We start from the raw sequence: 17,288 nt of genomic DNA on the forward strand, positions 1-17,288 counted from the left end.
TATTTGTAAATTTCCAAAATTCTTAACTTTAAATTTATAATGTTGAATTTTCTCTGGTACAAAGTAGAAAAATTAATTTCTTAATAATTTTTTTAAATTCACCGAAGAGGTTGACTAGTATGACGTTCCGTTAAAATTGAATTGCTGCTATAAATACAAGAATGTATTTAAATAAGGTCTAATAAATTACTATATAAATCCGGCAGCATTTACTTAGTCGTAATTTTATAACCGTGCAAATTCATCCTCACTCCGAATTTAACCAGAGCCGCGATCGCAGTAAACAGGGTTTGCAAAAATTACTCGATCGCCTTGTCAGAACAATGCAGCGCGATGAGTTAGTCCGGCAAACAACCAATCAACTCAGAGAATCGCTTCAGGTTGATCGGGTGGTGTTGTATTATTTTTACGGGCAGTGGGAAGGACAGGTGACTTTTGAATCTTTGAGTTCTAAAGAATTCTCAATACTTGGTTCCACCGGTCCAGATGATTGTTTTAACAATGAGTATGCTGCTTTATACTTAGCAGGACGGGTAAAGGCGATCGCTGATATTGAATTAGAGCCAATCCAGCCTTGTCACCGAGATTTTCTCCGCAATATACAGGTTCGTGCCAACTTGGTTGCACCAATTGTCATACCTAGAGGATTATGGGGATTACTAGTAGCACACCACTGTCAAGGGCCTCATAATTGGTCGCCATCAGATATAAAAATGATGCAAACAGGGGCACAAACTCTAGCAACAGATCGTAACATTCTGGAGAGTTAAGTCACAGTGTATTCAAATGGCATACAGTTAAGTAGCAGAAATCCTCGCCAGCACTGATTTTTCTAGATAAGGAGAAAAAACTGTGAAATTTGGTTACACGGTCATTTGGGTAGACGATGTAGTTAAAACAGTTGAGTTTTACGAAAAAGCTTTTGGTCTAGTTCGTCGCACTCTCCAGGATAAAGGACAATCTATCTGGGCCGAAATCGAAACCGGAAACACCACATTGGCTTTCTCTTCTAGTAGCGAAGCACAAAAGTTATTTCCTGGTGGCTTCCATGCCAACGATCCCACACAACCACCGCCATTAATTCAGATATCATTTATTACTCCTGATGTTGGCAGCGCTTACATGAGAGCGATGGGAGCAGGCGCAAAAACACTACATGCCCCTAAAAGCCAGCCTGGGGGACAAACAATTGCTTGTGTCCGCGATCCCAATGGTGTGCTGGTGTCGTTGGTGAGTGGCTAGGTAGCAAATTGCCTTGGACGCGATTAATTGGGCTGTGGATTGCGATCATAAGAGAAAAAATCAACACCTAAAATACTATTTATAAAATAAATCTTCAGTAGGGTGTGTTACGGCTTGAGCCTAACGCACCGTTTTTTATAGCGGTGTATTAGGCACTTTAATTATGTTTTTCGTGACATAAAAAAATAGGACGAAATATAAAAGGTGCTTTGAAGGAGTCTGGTTTATTTGAAATTATTGAGAGTCAAGATAGCCAGAAAAACAGCACATTTATTTTATACAAAAGTAAAATCACGTAATAAAAAATCACTAAATTCACAAGTGGAAGCCGATTACTGGCAATTAATAATCGTTATATTATTGAACTTACTATTAGAATTAAAATTATTTTTCTTTAATTTTGCGTTGAACAGAGTTGAGGCAAAAATACAAAACTATTGCTATATCTTGCTCCTACTAGAATTTACAATCCTATTTAAAATATGTATAGTTTATTTACACAACGCAATCTCCCAAACGATGAAATATGGGTAAAATTGCTGCATAAATTTCTTACCTAAGTCCGATAAGTTAACACAGGTTCCCATTAGAGATACCTGATTTGATATTTCCATTCTGGAATAGTCAATAGACTTTACAATCAACAGGACTTTGATCATGACACAACAAATAATTCGTGAAGCGCCTGCTCCTGAACCGTTAGAAGGTCAACAGGCAAACGCATTTTATGTCCCCGCACCTAATGAGCCTATTCTCAATGTCAACAATATTCAAGGCAACATTTTAGGTGGATTCAATAAAGACTACCAAGCCCTCTTATTCCTTGAAATTGAAAATCCAAATGCTTTCAAGAATTGGCTGAAGTCACAGATCAATTTCATTGCCACCGCCTCAGAAGTGATTGCCTTCAACCGCTTATTTAAATCTGCCAGACAACGACGAGGCCGCGAAGGTACTGTTAAGGCAACCTGGGTGAATGTAGCTTTCTCCTTTGAGGGGCTAAAGAAACTAACCAATGATGCCGACTCATTTACGGATGAAGCCTTTAAAGCTGGGCTAGCAGCACGCGCTGCTAAACTGAACGACCCCGTAGACAAGGATGGCAAACCTATTGGCTGGGTTGTAGGTGGGCCAGATAATGGCAAAGTTGATGTGGTTTTCATCATTGCCAGCGACGAACGCGCAGACTTGTTAGTAGAAGTCTCGCGGATTTTAGAAAGTATTGTGACATTTACAGATGGCAAAGGCAACGCTAAGAGTAGCGGAGCCAGAATTACCTTCTTGGAAGAGGGAGCAAATTTACCTGCACCCCTGACTGGACATGAGCATTTCGGCAACCTAGATGGAATATCACAACCTGGTATTCGTGGCCGGGTTGCTGATAATTCTAAAGACCTTCTCACTCCTCGGCAGAATCCAGAGAATAAAAATCAGGGCAAACCAGGACAGGATCTTCTCTGGCCAGGAGAGTTTGTTTTTGGCTATGAGGGTCAGAAGGATGATGCTGAAAAGTTGGAACATAGCAAAGGTGAGGTTGTGTCGGCAGGACTACACTGGGCGAATGATGGCTCTTACCTTGTATTCCGGCGATTGCGTCAAGATGTGTATAAGTTCCACAAGTTCTTAAACGATATTGCTGCTGACCTAGACACCGACGCTCGAAAGGTGAGTGCAAAGCTGATTGGTCGCTGGCCTAGTGGCGCTCCCACTGTCCGCACGCCGGAAGAAGATGCCCCAAGTTTGGGTAATGATGACAATGCCAACAATGATTTTGAATTCAACGGTGATGATGCACCAGATGGAAAATTCTTTAAAAATGACGTAGTTCCACCTTCCAAAGATGCAACGGGTCTGCGCTGCCCGTTTATTGCCCATACCCGCAAGACTTATCCACGCAATGATAAAACACCAGGAGGAAGAGTCTCTAATTCTGACGAGATTGATATTGATCGCAGTGAAGTGACCACTCAAACACATCGCTTGCTCCGTCGCGGCATTCCTTATGGCCCGGTGTCTCCTTCCACGCCAAACAATCCGCTACAAGACCCTAACTTTGTCGATCGCGGTCTCCACTTTTTGGCTTATCAGACTTCGATTGTAGACCAGTTTGAGTTTGTCACTAGGTTCTGGGCTAACGAGCCAAACTTTAGTGAGGAGGCGGCTAAAGGTCACGAGTTTGAAGGTAAATTAACTCTTGGTCACGATCCAATTATTGGTCAAAGTGAAAATAACAAACCAGGTGGCGATCGCACACGCAAGTTCTTTATCCACCTTGAGGATGACCAAAATCAACCTCAAACTAAGGAGTTGACTGCACCTGAAGACTGGGTAATCCCTACTGGTGGCGGCTACTTCTTTGCACCCTCGATTTCTGCTTTGAAGGAAGTATTGACAAAATAAGGATTTTAGGTAAATAGGGTAGAACCATTTAGTGGCGATCGCACCGAACTGCAAACTTCCCCAGTTTTGTCTGTCAATAAATGCCAGCGCTTATGCCACAGTGGTCGATATCATGGGGTTTGTAGACCATTAGGGAAATAATGAATTATGAATTTTGTTTTGCATCATGCATAATTCATTTATTTTTCTCTATTCCCCAATCTCAAACCTCAAATTTTATGGATTCAAATCCAGCATTGTGTGCTGCGATCGCCAATCACATTACCACTACTCCCCAGCAACGAATTACTTTCGCCGAATTCATGGATATGGTATTATACCACCCTGAATACGGCTACTATTCCAGGGATGCACTCAAAATTGGCTTTAAAGGTGGTGATTTTTTCACTTCTCCCAACCTCTGCTCTGACTTTGGCGAGTTACTAGCAGAACAATTTTTGCAAATGTGGGAGATTCTAGGGAAACCTGTACCCTTTTCTCTGGTAGAAATGGGAGCAGGCCAAGGATTGCTAGCTTTGCATATCCTTAAATATCATCAGCTACATTACCCAGATTTTTTTACCGCGCTGGAGTACATCATTATTGAAAAGTCTCCAACTTTAAGACAAGAACAGCAGCAACGCTTGCAAGATTTCCCCGTGCGTTGGTGCAAATTTGAGGATATACCATCAAATGCGATCGCAGGCTGCTTTTTTTCTAACGAGTTAGTAGATGCGTTCCCCGTGCATCAATTCATCCTAGAAACGGGACAATTGCGAGAAATTTTTGTAACCACAGATAAGAATGAGAAAGAAACCTGCTTATCATTTGTGGAAGTCACAGGGGAACCTTCAACGCCCCAACTAGCTGAACATTTGGATTCACTGGGAATCGACTTCACCCAAAGTGCATATCCTGATGGCTACCGTAGTGAAATTAATTTAGCTGCTCTAGACTGGTTGAGTATAGTAGCAGACCGCTTGCAGCGCGGCTATGTGTTAACAATTGATTATGGCTACCCCGCCAATCGTTACTATAATCCCAGGCGATCGCAGGGAACACTACAGTGTTATTACCATCATCGTTTCCATGACAACCCCTATATTAATATTGGGCGACAAGATATCACTGCCCATGTTGACTTTACAGCTTTGGAACGTTGGGGTGAGAAGTGTAACTTAAAGAATGTTGGTTTTATCCAGCAGGGATTATTTTTGATGGCGTTGGGGTTAGGCGATCGTATTGCAGCCCTTTCTTATCAAAAGCAACCTCTCTCGCAGTTACTACAGCATCGGGACGCATTACATCAACTTCTAGATCCCACAGGACTCGGCGGCTTTGGAGTCTTAATTCAGAGCAAAGGTCTGGACAATACAGAAATCTCTCAACCATTAAAAGGATTGACCCTGCCAGAGTAAGCGTAAAGAAAGAAAAGTTAAAACTCTATTTAAGAATGCAGTATCAGTCTTATTTGAATTAGCATAACAGTGATTACTGTAAAGTTAAACACACTACCAAAGTAATAATTATGTCCACTCATGACCTGTTAATGCTAGCAACACTACTTACCCCTGGTATATTACTTTCAGTGATAATTATGTTAACTTTTGCTGCCGGTGGTTGATTGCCAGAGTTAGGGAGTAGGAAAACTGGGATTTAGAATTGTATCTTAAATCTCAAATAACTACTTCCCAGCTCATTTGAATCAAACAATGCAAACGCGATGTCCGATGAGCTGCGATCCTCAAAGACTCGCGATCGGTGATGCTGTATTAAAGGAACGTGAAAAATGAAGGTGGCATTTCTGGGAACTGGACTGATGGGACTACCAATGGCTCAAAGGTTATTAGCCGCAGATATACAGCTAGTTGCCTACAATCGTACCCCAGAAAAATTAGCACCACTACAAGCAGCTGGGGCTGAAATTGCTACACATCCCCGCCACGCCATTCGTGCTGCTGAGTGCGTAATTCTCATGCTGACTAATGCCCCAGCCATTTATAATGTGTTGCTTTCAGATACTGCTTGGCAAACTTTGGAAGGACGCACGATCATCCAAATGGGAACAATTACGCCCACAGAAAGCCAGGAAATTAGAGATGCAGTTGTTGGGGGTGGTGGTGAGTACTTAGAAGCGCCCGTATTAGGGAGTATCCCAGAAGCAAAAGCTGGCAAGTTGAGTGTTATGGTAGGGGCCGAGCCAGAACAATACGAACGCCACTTGAAGTTACTCCAAAATTTTGGGACAGAACCTTTACTTATCGGGCCAGTGGGATCTGCGGCGGCGCTTAAATTGGCACTAAATCAACTAATAGCTTCTCTAACGACTAGCTTTGCGCTGAGTCTAGCTTTTGTCCAGCGTCAAGGTGTCGATGTGGATGTGTTTATGCAAATCTTGCGCGACAGTCCACTCTACGCACCTACCTTTGACAAAAAGCTACAACGAATGTTAAATGGCAATTATGCCGATCCCAATTTCCCCACAAAACACTTGCTTAAAGATACGGAATTATTTATCTCGGAAGCGAAATCTCGGAGTTTGGATCTTAGCAGTATTAAAGGAGTGCGGCAAATCTTGCAAACAGCTGTGAAAATGTCATTTGCTGATGATGATTACTCATCACTATTTTCAGTCATTAAGGAATGGGGAGAAGCGATCGGGGAATAAAGAGTTTAAGCTTCATCTCACGCCTGAAGAAAACTCAACAAATACCTTGGTCATGTTGCAATACGGTTCAGTTAAAGGCTAAAAACTAAAACTGGCGCAGGTTGGGTTGAGGAGTGAAACCCAACATTATTAAGGCTTTGTTGAGTAACGCTTACGCTCAATCCAACCTAGTATTCTTTTTAACCCAAGCGTATAGGGTGATGTTGGGCTTCGCTAACACTCAAGACAGTAAGTGCAATTTTTCTTAACCTAAGCGCATCGCCTTATACGATGCTCGAAAAAGATACAGCAGATTGCAACTTCTCTACGAGAGGCTACGCCAAGGTGAGGTACAGATTATTGTAAGGGCACAACATTGTTGTACCCCTACGTGTGTACCTCATTTACCTGAAAAACGCTGTAAATTAAAACTTTTTAAAATTAAAATATAGTCAAATTCCGAATATACTTTTGGGATTGAGACTTTTTTTCTAGTATTTACACGCAAAAAAAAAATTATAAGGTATTAAATGAGGCTTTTTACAATTGGTGACAGTGTTTCTCAAGGCTTTATGTCTTTGGCAGCAGCCCGGACAGACCTTTGTTTTTCAACTTTGATTGCTAGGTCAATGGGGCAAGCAGTTGGTACTCAATATCTCTATCCTGAATGGTTAGTGGGCGGACTACCAGCCAATATTGAGAAGATTCTACGACGTTTGGAGAAAAGATATGGCTCAGATATCAACGCCCTAGATTGGCTGACCATATTGCCAACTCTTGAAGGTGTACTTGATGAAACTGAAGATTTCTTTGAACGGGGAGCAGGTAGTGCTGAACACCCTTATCCAGGAGGAATTGAATTCTTTCACAATGTAGCAATTCAGGGCTTTGATATTGCTGATTCTTGGATGATAACACCCAATGTTTGCAAGTATCAAATTAAACTTAGCAACGACAAAGGAGATGGCAAGCCTGGTTTCTTGACTCTGCCCAATGCTGCCTTCTATCGAACTGCACTTAAAGTTCTCAACCCGTCTTTAAATCCCCTTTTTAACGACTATAGCCAACTTGATTGGTTGAACCATCATGCAACCGCTCCAGGGGGAGTTGAGAATTTAATTCTCTGGTTAGGAGCAAACAATGCGCTTGGAACTGTGATTGGTTTAGAAATTAAGCAAACTCCCAATGACCAAAATCAGACTCTTAACAACCCAAGCCAAGATCCCAAATCATTCCGTGAGGTAAGAGAACAATGGAACCTGTGGCATCCCAATGATTTCGAGGCTGAATATCGAGAATTGCTCAATCGGGTTGATAGAATCATGCAAAATAACACCAACCCTAATTGGAATGTCTTCATTGGGACAGTACCGCTTATAACTATTGCGCCATTGGCAAAAGGTGTAGGTTCAACTACTGAAATTGATGTGCCAGGAGAGGATAAACCTTCACTTTACTACAAATACTACACTTATTTCCCCTTTGAAGAGGATACGGTTAGAAAGACCGGAACCTTATACCTGACGCTACAAGATGCCCTCTACATAGATGACTGTATTCGCACATACAACAAAGTAATCAAAGAACTGGTCAAGAGTAAGAACAGTCAGTATCCGCAACCACGCTATCATATTGTCGATCTTGCCAATGCTTTACAACAAATCGCCTTCAAGCGAAATGCTGGACAAGTGCAGTATGAATTCCCAGAAGAATTCAAGTTTGCCTATCCCCAGGTCAATACAAAATACTACCACGCAGACACAACTGGACGACTACGACAAGGTGGACTATTTAGTTTAGATGGGATTCATCCATCTGCCATTGGTCAAGGGTTGATTGCTTATGAATTCCTGAAAAAGATGAAAGATGTTGGAGTTGTTAATAACACTCAACTAGATTGGAAGTCGATCTTTTCCAGCGATCAACTTTATTCCCAACCTATTACTTTGATGCATGAGTTTTACGATAATAAAGAATTTGCTGAAACCATCATCAAGCTATTTGGCAGAAATCCGCTTGCCAGAAACCCAACTAAGAATTGAAGACTTGGTTAAGCTAAGGAGCTTAATCCTAGATTGTCTCTGGTCATAGCTTCGTGCTTATTTCAGTAAGAAAAGTTAACGTCTTAAAAGAATGTTTGAAAAGTATTTTTGTAACATCTAAGCCTCGAAAACCTAACCCTTCCTCGCCCCAATTCTATTGTAGGAAATGGAGTTTGAAACCCTCTCGACCTTTCGGGGAGAGGCTGGGAGAGAGATTTTGAGTATATATACTTTACAACTTTTCAAACAACCTCTTACTGAAGATAAAGATTAGTAATACTGCTCACTATCGGCGATATTGAGATGCTTAGTGAGTAGCCACACTGTGGTCTATTGTACTTGAAAATTGCTCTAATAGACGATCACTGACCATTAATAGTAGTTGATCGGGGAAATGGTAGAGATTCCGGCACAGACGAAGGCTGAGGTTCAGGTTGAGGATTGAGAAATTCCTGCCAAGTCTTAATTTGCTCTTGTGCTGCACTGTAAGCAGCACTACCGCGTGGAACCGATTTGGCAATGTCAATGCCTCTAGCAATATCAGACTGACCTTGAGTGCGTGCTATTTCTAACAATTGCTGACTCCATTGGTCAATAGCCTGATTCGCATCCATACGTAAGATGCTATTGTTTGAAACTCGATCCGCCAGTCGTATTGCCTCAACCAAGGCTTCTGGAGTGCCAGCTGCCCCCACTTCCTGGGCTTTTTTCCAGTTTTCTCTAGTGCGGATTTGCCCTTCCCAGTCATTGATCGCAGCTTGTGCTTCTTGTGAAAGCGCCCTTCCCGATGAAGCAATTTGTTGAGCTGTGCTAATGGCGGCGGTGAGATTTCCACTCTGGGCCAGTTCTTGTGCTTGATCTAAGTAAGGTTGGTCTTGAATTCGCTCAATCTTTCCTACCCAAGTACGAATTTTTTTCCGTGCTTCTGGATATAATGCACGACCTCTACGAATTTCGCTGGCCTGGGCGATCGCAGCTTGCAAGGAGTTAATATCGTCGAATATTGCTATCTGTTCGGCACGGTCTAAGTAAGGTTGGTCTTCAATTGTCTCCACTTGGGAATTCCAGCGACCTATCTCTTGTCTAGCTTCTGTGCCTCTAGGGTTACTAGCAGGAATAAGCTGTACTTGAGCGATCGCTGCTGTTAAATTAGGGACTGTTCCCTGGCTAGCCAATATTCTTGCTTTTTCCAGATGGGCAACATCTTCAATTTCCAACTGCCAACGAGCTATTAGTTGCTGTGCTTCGTTATACACTGGTCTGGAGGGATCGATTTGTTGTGCTTGAGCGATCGCTGCCTCTAAACCAGAAACATTACCGATCCAAGCACTCCTTTTCGCGTCAGCTATGGCAATAAAGTCATCAGTTTCGCCCTGTAGTTTCGTACTTTCCGGTATTTGCCTAGCAATATTCAGGGCTTCATCCGCATCCTGCTTGTCTAGTTTCGCCTGTGCCAATTTCAGCATTTTGCGTCCAAATGCCGGAATCGCTTCCTGAGCTTTTTGGTAAATGTAACTTTCCTGCCCAATCGACTCGGCTAACTTGATCGCTTCTAATAAATTATCGACTACTTTGCTGTTTGCTAAACTTTCGGCTTTTCCTAACTTATCGCCATCTTCTCGCGCTGTGGCAATTAGACGATTCAATTGGTCGTATTTAGTACCCGCCCAGTATTGATTGTCTACACGTAGCATTTTAGCGGATAACATGAACGCCGATTGCCAGCGCCGTTCTTTTACTTCGGCGATCGCACCGTTGTATGTGGCTTCAGCCTTTGACCAAATCGACTGCCATTTGCCAATTTGCTCATTTACTAATTTATAAGCTGCTACATCTTCGGGTATTTTCTGAGCAGTAGCGATCGCTTCCTCTAAATTCCCAGTTTGGAAACTTTGATCGGCTAGCTTCAAAATATCCCGCGACCATTCTTCGATGAAACGATCAATTTCTCCATGCAACGGGTGATTTTGTGGTAGTTGCTTCACCAGAGCGATCGCTTGTAATAGGTCGTTCACTGTTTGCTTAGAAGCCGCCAACTGGGCACAGTGTAGCCGTACAGAAGCACTAGCTAGCGGCCAGAAAATCGATGGGCAATTAGGGGCAGTTGGCAACTTTAGCAGCATTGCCATTGCCAAGAATCCTACACTGCCGGGAATCAACATTAGTAGTACTAGCCACAATGTCCAGCTTTTCATCCAGCGTGGCCATTTCCCAGAAGTACTACTGAGTTGGGCAGTTTCTTCTGAATGACTATTTATAGTTAATCCTTCCCTATGGTTTTTTTTTCGCCGCTTCACTGACTTGGAGGTAGAACCAGTAGCTGGGACATCAAATGGCTGAGTTTCACCGAATTGTTCTGTTCGGGATAATCTTTTGCTTTGATCTGGCTTTCTTCCACTGGCTGAAGACCAACTGTCTGGAATATCCCGCTCTGTCATCTCTCACACCAAAATAATTGAATAGCGCTCTGTTTTAGGTTGATAATTCCATTGTTGACATAGTAACTTTCTCGTCATTAAAAAGCTACTTTTTTGATTATCTCTCTCCACAGAGTACCATTATCAATCTCAAAAATCAGTAATATTTTATACTTTATCCTCAAACAGCAGATTCGGCTTGCAAATCGGAAATTAGTTGAGCTAACTGATCGCTACTTGCCTGGTAGACGTTGCCGCAAAAGTCGCAAGTCGCTTCAGCACCATCATCCTTAATAATCATATCTTGCAGTTCAGCTTCTCCCAAAATCTTCAGTGCCCCCAAAACGCGATCAAAAGAGCAACCACAATGGAAGCGCAACATTTGGCGTTCGGAAAAGATTTCCAACCCCATGTCTCCCAATAAGTCACCAAAGATTTCAGGTAACGTCTTCCCAGCTTGCAACAATGGCGTAAATCCTGCTAGACCAGCAACCCGTGATTCCAACGTTTCTACTAAGGCTTCGTCTCTGGCGGCTTTGGGCAATACTTGTACCAGTAACCCTCCAGCAGCAGTTACTCCTCCTGCTCCCACGAACACACCTAAAACTAAAGCCGAAGGTGTTTGTTCGGAATTCACCAGATAATGAGCTACATCATCACCAATTTCGCCAGAAACTAGTTCTACAGTACTAGAGTAAGGATAACCATGACCGATATCTCGCACAACGTAGAGGTAGCCGCCACCCACAGCACCACCAACATCTAATTTACCTTTGGGGTTGGGAGGCAATTCTACAGATGAATTCCCAACATATCCGCGTACCGTACCATCTAAGCCTGCATCTACTAATATGCCACCCAAAGGACCATCGCCCTTAACGCGGACATTCACCCTCGATCCAGTTCGCTTCATACTAGAAGCCATTAACAAGCCCGCCGCCATAGTCCGACCCAGTGCTGCCGTTGCCACATAAGAAAGCTTGTGGCGCCCCCGTGCTTCTTCTGTTAAACGTGTGGTGATCGCACCTACGGCACGAATTCCACCTTCGGCTGCTGTTGCACGAATTAACTGATCCGCCATGAATAACCTTACATTTCTTAACAAGTTCACTTTTTCTATTCTAAGTTCTCTGCTGCGAGAAAAGTCACCTAGTCATAATCAGTGATTGTATTTGCAATATTAGAAATAGCGATGTCTTATCTTTAGGTAATCCGAGAAAAATGCTGGGTAATTTTCAACAAAGCCAACTGCGGATTGAAATCGAAGCATCAACAGATGCAATTCGTGACAGTATGCTGCATCCCGTGCAATTAAAAAAATGGCTTTTAGGGCAACGTTTTGCCCCAGGAATGCCAGAAGAACTGTTTCCCGGATTCCAGTTTACAACCTGGACTGGGCCAGTCGCCATTCATCATCAAGTAAATGTTGTCAAATCCAACTGCCTTCGTTTAGTACTCAGCGGAGGCATTGACGGGTTCCACGAATGGTACTGGGGAGAAGGTTGGGTACAGTCCCGCTTGGAAGGAGTTTCAATTTTGCCTTTGAATTTGGGTCAAACACTCAGCTTGTTGAGCTTGCGTCAGTTTTTAGCAACTCAAGAACGTTGAATTGACTGAACGTAGAAAAGGGATTTTCCTTGTCTCTATGGCTAGCCCTTGCAAGGTAACTCGAAAAATCTCTTTTTTGTCTCTGCGCCACGGACACTTTGCTCAAGTAGGGAAACCCGCTCATGCAAGTGTCCTCCTCTGTGGCTCTGCGGTTTAAAAGTAATTTATCTAACGACTCTAGACCCAGAGAACACAGAATTGCATAGGTTAAAATTCTTAAACTTTTATGCACCATGTTGTCCACTTTCTAGACTCATGGGAATTAGTTTTCCCTTGACCAATTTATAGCGGGTATCAGTGCCATCATCATATTTCAGGTATTCTTCAAAGGCTAGTTTTGGGGTGGTTATAGCCATTGCTTCCCCTTGTAAATCTTTACCTTGGTTTTACGACCAACACTGAACAATTAGCCTCTTCTACAACTTGACTGCTAACAGAACCCTGAACAATTCGTTTCATCCCCATCAAGCCCCTACTGCCAATTACGATCAAGTCAGTTTTATAAATATTGGCAAGACGAATAATCTCTTCAGCGGGATCGCCAGTTACTAACTCTAACTCACTTCTGACTGATAACTTTTCCTGATATAATTGCAGTTGCTTTTCAATATGAAAATAAGAAAACGTTGGGGACTCTGGCTGAGGGCGATCAGCAGGTAGTTCCATTTCTGACTCTGGTGTGAGAAACACATGACACAGAATAACCTTGGCGTCTTTTGAAAACACCAAATTATCTAAAGCTTGAATTACTCGTTCTGAAATATCCGAACCGTCCAGAGCTACCAAAACACTATTTAGCACTGCTCTCGTCTCCTAAAGAGTAGACCTCTTACATACATAAGTATCTAGCAAAATTAGTCGGCAGTGACACTAAACTAATTTTTTATCTGACAACTTAGTTTATATATTTGAGGCTACGCCATAGGTCAGCTAGTTTTACGCCACTTTCATGCGAACGGGTTGTAGCAACTTTTCTGGAGAAGCTTTTCACGAGTTTCAGGGAGAGGGTTTTCCTCTCCCTGAAACTACTGTCAGCAATGCCCGACTCGTGGACGCTTAAAAGGTGACTGAAGTAGGATAGCAAATGGCATACTTTAACGTAGCTTACCGTAGGTATCGCTATCCAAACTTTGAGTTATCAGAAAAAATTAAGCATTCCAAATCACTATTCTTGCTGAATTCGGCGTCGGACTGAATCAGCATGGGAAGGTAAACCTTCTGCTGTTGCTAGCACATCTATGGCACCTGCCACATTTTGCAGTGCGGTTTGGGAGTATTGAATAATACTGGAGTGTTTAAGGAAAGTTTCAACACCCAATGCCGAAGCATAGCGGGCAGCACCAGAAGTTGGCAAGGTATGATTAGGGCCTGCCAAATAGTCTCCTACAGCTTCTGGTGTTGAGTAACCCAAAAAGATTGCCCCAGCGTGGCGAATCTGTGGTAGTAGTGCCCAAGGGTCTTTGACTTCTAATTCCAGGTGTTCGGGGGCAAATTCATTTGAGAGTTCTGCTGCGGCTTGGAGCGATTCCACAACGATAATCAAGCCGTAGTGAGCGATCGCTTTTTCTGTGTCTATTCGCCGTGGGTGATCCACTAGCTGTCTTTCCAAGGCTAATTGTACGTTTTTCGCCAAAGCAGCATCTGTGGTCAGCAAAATCGCTGCCGCCATTGGATCGTGTTCGGCTTGGGCTAGCAAGTCAGCAGCTACATGCACTGGATTTGCGGTTTCATCAGCAATCACCAGCACTTCGCTGGGTCCTGCCAAAGAATCAATACCAACAGTGCCGTAGACAAGTTTTTTTGCTAGGGTGACATAAATGTTACCAGGTCCAGTAATCACATTCACTTTCGGAATTGTCTCTGTACCATAAGCTAAAGCAGCGATCGCTTGTGCACCCCCAATGCGATAAATTTCTTGCACCCCTGCTTCTTGGGCAGCTACCAAGACTGCTGGGTTAATAGCACCCCCTGGGCCTGGTGGTGTTACCATCAACACGTGGGGTACAGCAGCAACATGAGCCGGGATTGCATTCATTAGCACCGTACTGGGATAGGCGGCACGGCCACCAGGTACATATAACCCGGCTCGGTCTACAGGGGTGTAGCGTTTGCCCAGTACTACTTCATCGTCACCAAAGTGTACCCAGCTTTTTGGTACTCGCTGACGATGAAACGCTTCAATTTGGCGGCAAGCTAGCCGAACCGCACCCAATAACTCCTTTGATACCTGCTGATAGGCTGCATCCAGTTCCGAGCCTGTAACTCGGAGTTCTTCTGCTTTCAGGGTTTGTTTGTCAAATTCGGCCGTGTAATGCAATACAGCTTTGTCGCCTTGGCGCTTCACTGCTTGCAAAATTTCCCGCACCGTTGCTTCTTTGTGAAGTACCTGTTCGTCATGGGTGCGATCGCAGATCCGTTGTAGTTCTGCTCTAACGTCTGCCTGCTGAGTAATAATTCGCAGCATGGAGTAAGGACAATGCCAAAATTATAATATTGCCACCTGAGATTTAGTATTGCTCTTGACCCACTGGGGTGTGCAAGCTGACTCTAATTCTCTTCTCTAGCTTAACCCGGATTTTTTTGATACTCTCAAGGCTACCAGCGTATAGTTTGCTTGAGAAGGCGACTTAATTGCTCAATCCGACAAGCCTTGACTGGCTAGCCGCAGGAAGCAGGTGTGCCATTTCCCGCTATCCTTACACCCTTTCCCTCAATCCTTGTGGGGTGCAGATGGTATGTTTACACATCCAATCCCCTGAATTTACAGGGGGTAGGGTCTGAGTATAATTTTTACTTATTTCCCTAACTTTTACTAGTTAATGTGTGTACAGACACGATATATCGGTTCTATACTTGAGAACTCCTGAGATTTAGCTCTTTACAGTTTCTGCCTCTAAATAATACATTTGCTTTACGGACAAATTATATTTATTGACAATCACATTGCTTAATCAGGTTGTGATGAGTTAGGGTGACAGTTATTTTAGATGCATTTTATTTTAACGCATTTCCTCAATTGACGAAATACTCAATTGGCGAGTAGACACTATGGAACTAATACTAACTAATATTGATTGATATTCATTCATGCCCAATACCTAATCCCATAATTTTTTTAGGAAATTATAACATTGGCAATTTGGATGCTATATTAGTAAGTCTAGTAGTGTGTGTACATAATTAATCATCGTATTTTTGGAATTGACTGTGGCGAATACAAAGTCTGCTCTCAAGCGTGCCCAAATCGCAGAACGTAACCGACTGCGTAATAAATCTTACAAATCAGCAGTCAAGACGCTGATGAAAAAATACCTAAATGCTGTAGCTGCTTATACAGGTAATCCTACCCCAGAATTAAAACAAGAAGCGCAGGCTAGGTTATCCGAGGCTTACGGCAAAATTGATAAGGCGATCAAACGAGGTGTTCTTCACCCAAACAATGGGGCAAGGAAAAAATCAAGATTGGCTCACAGACTAAAACCCCTCACACAAATAGCTGAGTAGTCATTGGTCATTTGTCCTTAGTCATTAGTTATTGGGAACAAAACAAACGACAAATGATGAAGGACAAACAACAAAGGGCAAAAGATGCAACTGATAGACACGCATGTACATCTTAACTTTGATAGTTTCCAGCCGGATTTAGCAATAGTGCGATCGCGGTGGCAAGAAGCAGGTGTAGTGCGTTTAGTGCATTCCTGTGTTCACCCGGAGGAGTTTTCCAGTATTCAATCCATAGCCCAAGAGTTTCCCGAAATTAGTTTTGCTGTAGGATTACATCCTTTAGATGCTGATAAATGGAATAGCGAGACAGTTGATAAAATCAAAACTTTAGCGAGTTCTGACTCAAATGTGGTAGCAATTGGGGAAATGGGGCTGGATTTTTACAAAGCTGAGAACTATGAGCAACAGTATATGGTGTTCGAGTCCCAGTTGGCGCTCGCATCTGAACTAAACTTACCAGTGATTATCCACTGCCGTGATGCTGCCGTGGCAACCAGAGAAGTGTTGCAAAAATGGCGGCAACTCAAAGGAGAAAGAGTACGGGGTGTGATGCATTGCTGGGGAGGAACACCTGAAGAAACTCAATGGTTTCTCGATTTAGGCTTTTATATAAGCTTTAGCGGTACGGTAACGTTCAAAAATGCCAAAGCAATCCAATCCTCAGCTGCAATGGTAAGTCGCGATCGCCTACTGATTGAAACAGACTGCCCATTTCTCGCTCCAGTACCAAAACGGGGTGAGAGGCGCAACGAGCCTGCCTACGTACTTTATGTAGCCGAGCAAGTAGCTAAACTGCGTCATGAAACGGTAGAGGCGATCGCCCATCAAACCACCCAAAATGCCTGTGAATTATTCGGTTTGTCAATATCAAGTGTATTCTAGTATCTTTTGTTAAGTTGTGTAAAAAAAATAAACCTATAGGGGGACAAAAATATGCTAATATTATTCCCTCAAAAACATTTTGCTTGCGCCATAATGATAATGGAAGGAACATAAAACTTCTCATCCTGATTTTCCATGCTGTTATGGCTTCAACCATCCTCAAAATCTCTACAAGCGGATGCTCTCCACACATGACTAATTGTGCCAACCTAAATTGAGCTAGACTTTTGCACAACATCGGCTTAGTGTGTATTGAACCTATTCAAAATCGTTAAACAAAAATTGCCTTGTGAGTACAATCCAGCAAAATGAAGTGATTCTGATTCAAAATCGACAAGGTGCGGATCATTCCCTCAGTCTTAGAATATCTAAAATATCACTGAGAGTATCAACAGCGGGGTAGATTTAAAACACACTGTGTGGAGCTGCGTCAGCGAATTAACGCGCTTTTTGGAGGGGAAGTGAAAAAAGTAAATCAAATTCAGGAATATTTTAACTGGATATTCTATTTGAAATGGGCATTGGGGAGCCAGTGTGTTAGGCGGCTTTGCCGACTTTTACCCTTAC

The 17,288-nt window shown here is 42.9% G+C and carries 14 protein-coding genes; 9 read left to right on the forward strand and 5 right to left on the reverse strand.

Features of this window, described 5'->3' with window-relative positions; genetic code table 11:
- The first annotated feature begins 233 nt into the window (after positions 1-233).
- From V7L12_RS29695 to V7L12_RS29720, 6 genes are all read left to right on the forward strand, one after another.
- Positions 234-770, forward strand: a complete 537-nt coding sequence (locus V7L12_RS29695; protein ID WP_335089865.1) for a GAF domain-containing protein — start codon at positions 234-236, stop codon at positions 768-770.
- 82 nt (positions 771-852) lie between these two features.
- The gene (locus tag V7L12_RS29700) at positions 853-1,242 is read left to right on the forward strand and encodes a VOC family protein (protein ID WP_335089867.1); all 390 of its coding nucleotides are present in this window, start codon (positions 853-855) and stop codon (positions 1,240-1,242) included.
- A 657-nt stretch (positions 1,243-1,899) separates the two neighbouring features.
- Complete coding sequence (locus V7L12_RS29705) at positions 1,900-3,642, forward strand: Dyp-type peroxidase (RefSeq protein WP_335089869.1); 1,743 nt, start codon at positions 1,900-1,902, stop codon at positions 3,640-3,642.
- 218 nt (positions 3,643-3,860) lie between these two features.
- Positions 3,861-5,039 carry a class I SAM-dependent methyltransferase gene (locus tag V7L12_RS29710; RefSeq protein WP_335089871.1) on the forward strand — a complete coding sequence of 393 codons (1,179 nt, stop codon included), beginning with the start codon at positions 3,861-3,863 and terminating at the stop codon, positions 5,037-5,039.
- Between the two features lie 371 nt (positions 5,040-5,410).
- The gene (locus tag V7L12_RS29715) at positions 5,411-6,289 is read left to right on the forward strand and encodes an NAD(P)-dependent oxidoreductase (RefSeq protein WP_335089873.1); all 879 of its coding nucleotides are present in this window, start codon (positions 5,411-5,413) and stop codon (positions 6,287-6,289) included.
- Positions 6,290-6,798: 509 nt separating this feature from the next.
- Positions 6,799-8,310: a hypothetical protein gene (locus V7L12_RS29720; RefSeq protein WP_335089875.1), complete on the forward strand. Its 1,512-nt coding sequence runs from the start codon at positions 6,799-6,801 to the stop codon at positions 8,308-8,310.
- A 362-nt stretch (positions 8,311-8,672) separates the two neighbouring features.
- On the opposite strand, the gene V7L12_RS29725 is transcribed toward V7L12_RS29720, so the two are convergent.
- Positions 8,673-10,748 (reverse strand): chromosome segregation ATPase, encoded by a 2,076-nt coding sequence (locus tag V7L12_RS29725; protein ID WP_335089877.1) that lies wholly within the window; start codon positions 10,746-10,748, stop codon positions 8,673-8,675.
- 160 nt (positions 10,749-10,908) lie between these two features.
- On the reverse strand, positions 10,909-11,808 hold the full coding sequence (gene hslO / locus V7L12_RS29730; RefSeq protein ID WP_335089879.1) for an Hsp33 family molecular chaperone HslO: 900 nt from the start codon (positions 11,806-11,808) through the stop codon (positions 10,909-10,911).
- 140 nt (positions 11,809-11,948) lie between these two features.
- Here hslO and V7L12_RS29735 point away from each other — a divergent pair, with 140 nt between their 5' ends.
- Complete coding sequence (locus V7L12_RS29735) at positions 11,949-12,335, forward strand: hypothetical protein (RefSeq protein ID WP_335089881.1); 387 nt, start codon at positions 11,949-11,951, stop codon at positions 12,333-12,335.
- A gap of 224 nt (positions 12,336-12,559) precedes the next feature.
- Here the strand turns inward: V7L12_RS29735 and V7L12_RS29740 are convergent, their stop codons facing one another.
- From V7L12_RS29740 to hisD, 3 genes are all read right to left on the reverse strand, one after another.
- The gene (locus V7L12_RS29740) at positions 12,560-12,691 is read right to left on the reverse strand and encodes a hypothetical protein (protein WP_335089883.1); all 132 of its coding nucleotides are present in this window, start codon (positions 12,689-12,691) and stop codon (positions 12,560-12,562) included.
- Positions 12,692-12,710: 19 nt separating this feature from the next.
- Positions 12,711-13,136 (reverse strand): universal stress protein, encoded by a 426-nt coding sequence (locus V7L12_RS29745; protein WP_334926377.1) that lies wholly within the window; start codon positions 13,134-13,136, stop codon positions 12,711-12,713.
- A gap of 364 nt (positions 13,137-13,500) precedes the next feature.
- Positions 13,501-14,799, reverse strand: a complete 1,299-nt coding sequence (hisD, locus tag V7L12_RS29750) for a histidinol dehydrogenase (protein WP_334817032.1) — start codon at positions 14,797-14,799, stop codon at positions 13,501-13,503.
- Between the two features lie 743 nt (positions 14,800-15,542).
- Here hisD and rpsT point away from each other — a divergent pair.
- Both rpsT and V7L12_RS29760 read left to right on the forward strand, forming a co-directional pair.
- Entirely contained in the window at positions 15,543-15,839 is a 297-nt protein-coding gene (gene rpsT, locus V7L12_RS29755) for a 30S ribosomal protein S20 (protein WP_335089885.1), read from the forward strand.
- 84 nt (positions 15,840-15,923) lie between these two features.
- On the forward strand, positions 15,924-16,721 hold the full coding sequence (locus V7L12_RS29760) for a TatD family hydrolase (RefSeq protein ID WP_335089887.1): 798 nt from the start codon (positions 15,924-15,926) through the stop codon (positions 16,719-16,721).
- Positions 16,722-17,288 lie beyond the last annotated feature (567 nt).

This window comes from Nostoc sp., from assembly GCF_036918245.1.
Lineage (GTDB): Bacteria > Cyanobacteriota > Cyanobacteriia > Cyanobacteriales > Nostocaceae > Nostoc.

Bases quoted from the DNA above. Each gene is read 5' to 3' on its own strand.
- V7L12_RS29740 (WP_335089883.1), bottom strand. From the start codon at position 12,691: ATGGCTATAACCACCCCAAAACTAGCCTTTGAAGAATACCTGAAATAT.
- V7L12_RS29710 (WP_335089871.1), top strand. From the start codon at position 3,861: ATGGATTCAAATCCAGCATTGTGTGCTGCGATCGCCAATCACATTACC.
- V7L12_RS29720 (WP_335089875.1), top strand. From the start codon at position 6,799: ATGAGGCTTTTTACAATTGGTGACAGTGTTTCTCAAGGCTTTATGTCT.
- hslO (WP_335089879.1), bottom strand. From the start codon at position 11,808: ATGGCGGATCAGTTAATTCGTGCAACAGCAGCCGAAGGTGGAATTCGT.
- V7L12_RS29715 (WP_335089873.1), top strand. From the start codon at position 5,411: ATGAAGGTGGCATTTCTGGGAACTGGACTGATGGGACTACCAATGGCT.
- hisD (WP_334817032.1), bottom strand. From the start codon at position 14,799: ATGCTGCGAATTATTACTCAGCAGGCAGACGTTAGAGCAGAACTACAA.
- V7L12_RS29705 (WP_335089869.1), top strand. From the start codon at position 1,900: ATGACACAACAAATAATTCGTGAAGCGCCTGCTCCTGAACCGTTAGAA.
- V7L12_RS29725 (WP_335089877.1), bottom strand. From the start codon at position 10,748: ATGACAGAGCGGGATATTCCAGACAGTTGGTCTTCAGCCAGTGGAAGA.
- V7L12_RS29760 (WP_335089887.1), top strand. From the start codon at position 15,924: ATGCAACTGATAGACACGCATGTACATCTTAACTTTGATAGTTTCCAG.
- V7L12_RS29735 (WP_335089881.1), top strand. From the start codon at position 11,949: ATGCTGGGTAATTTTCAACAAAGCCAACTGCGGATTGAAATCGAAGCA.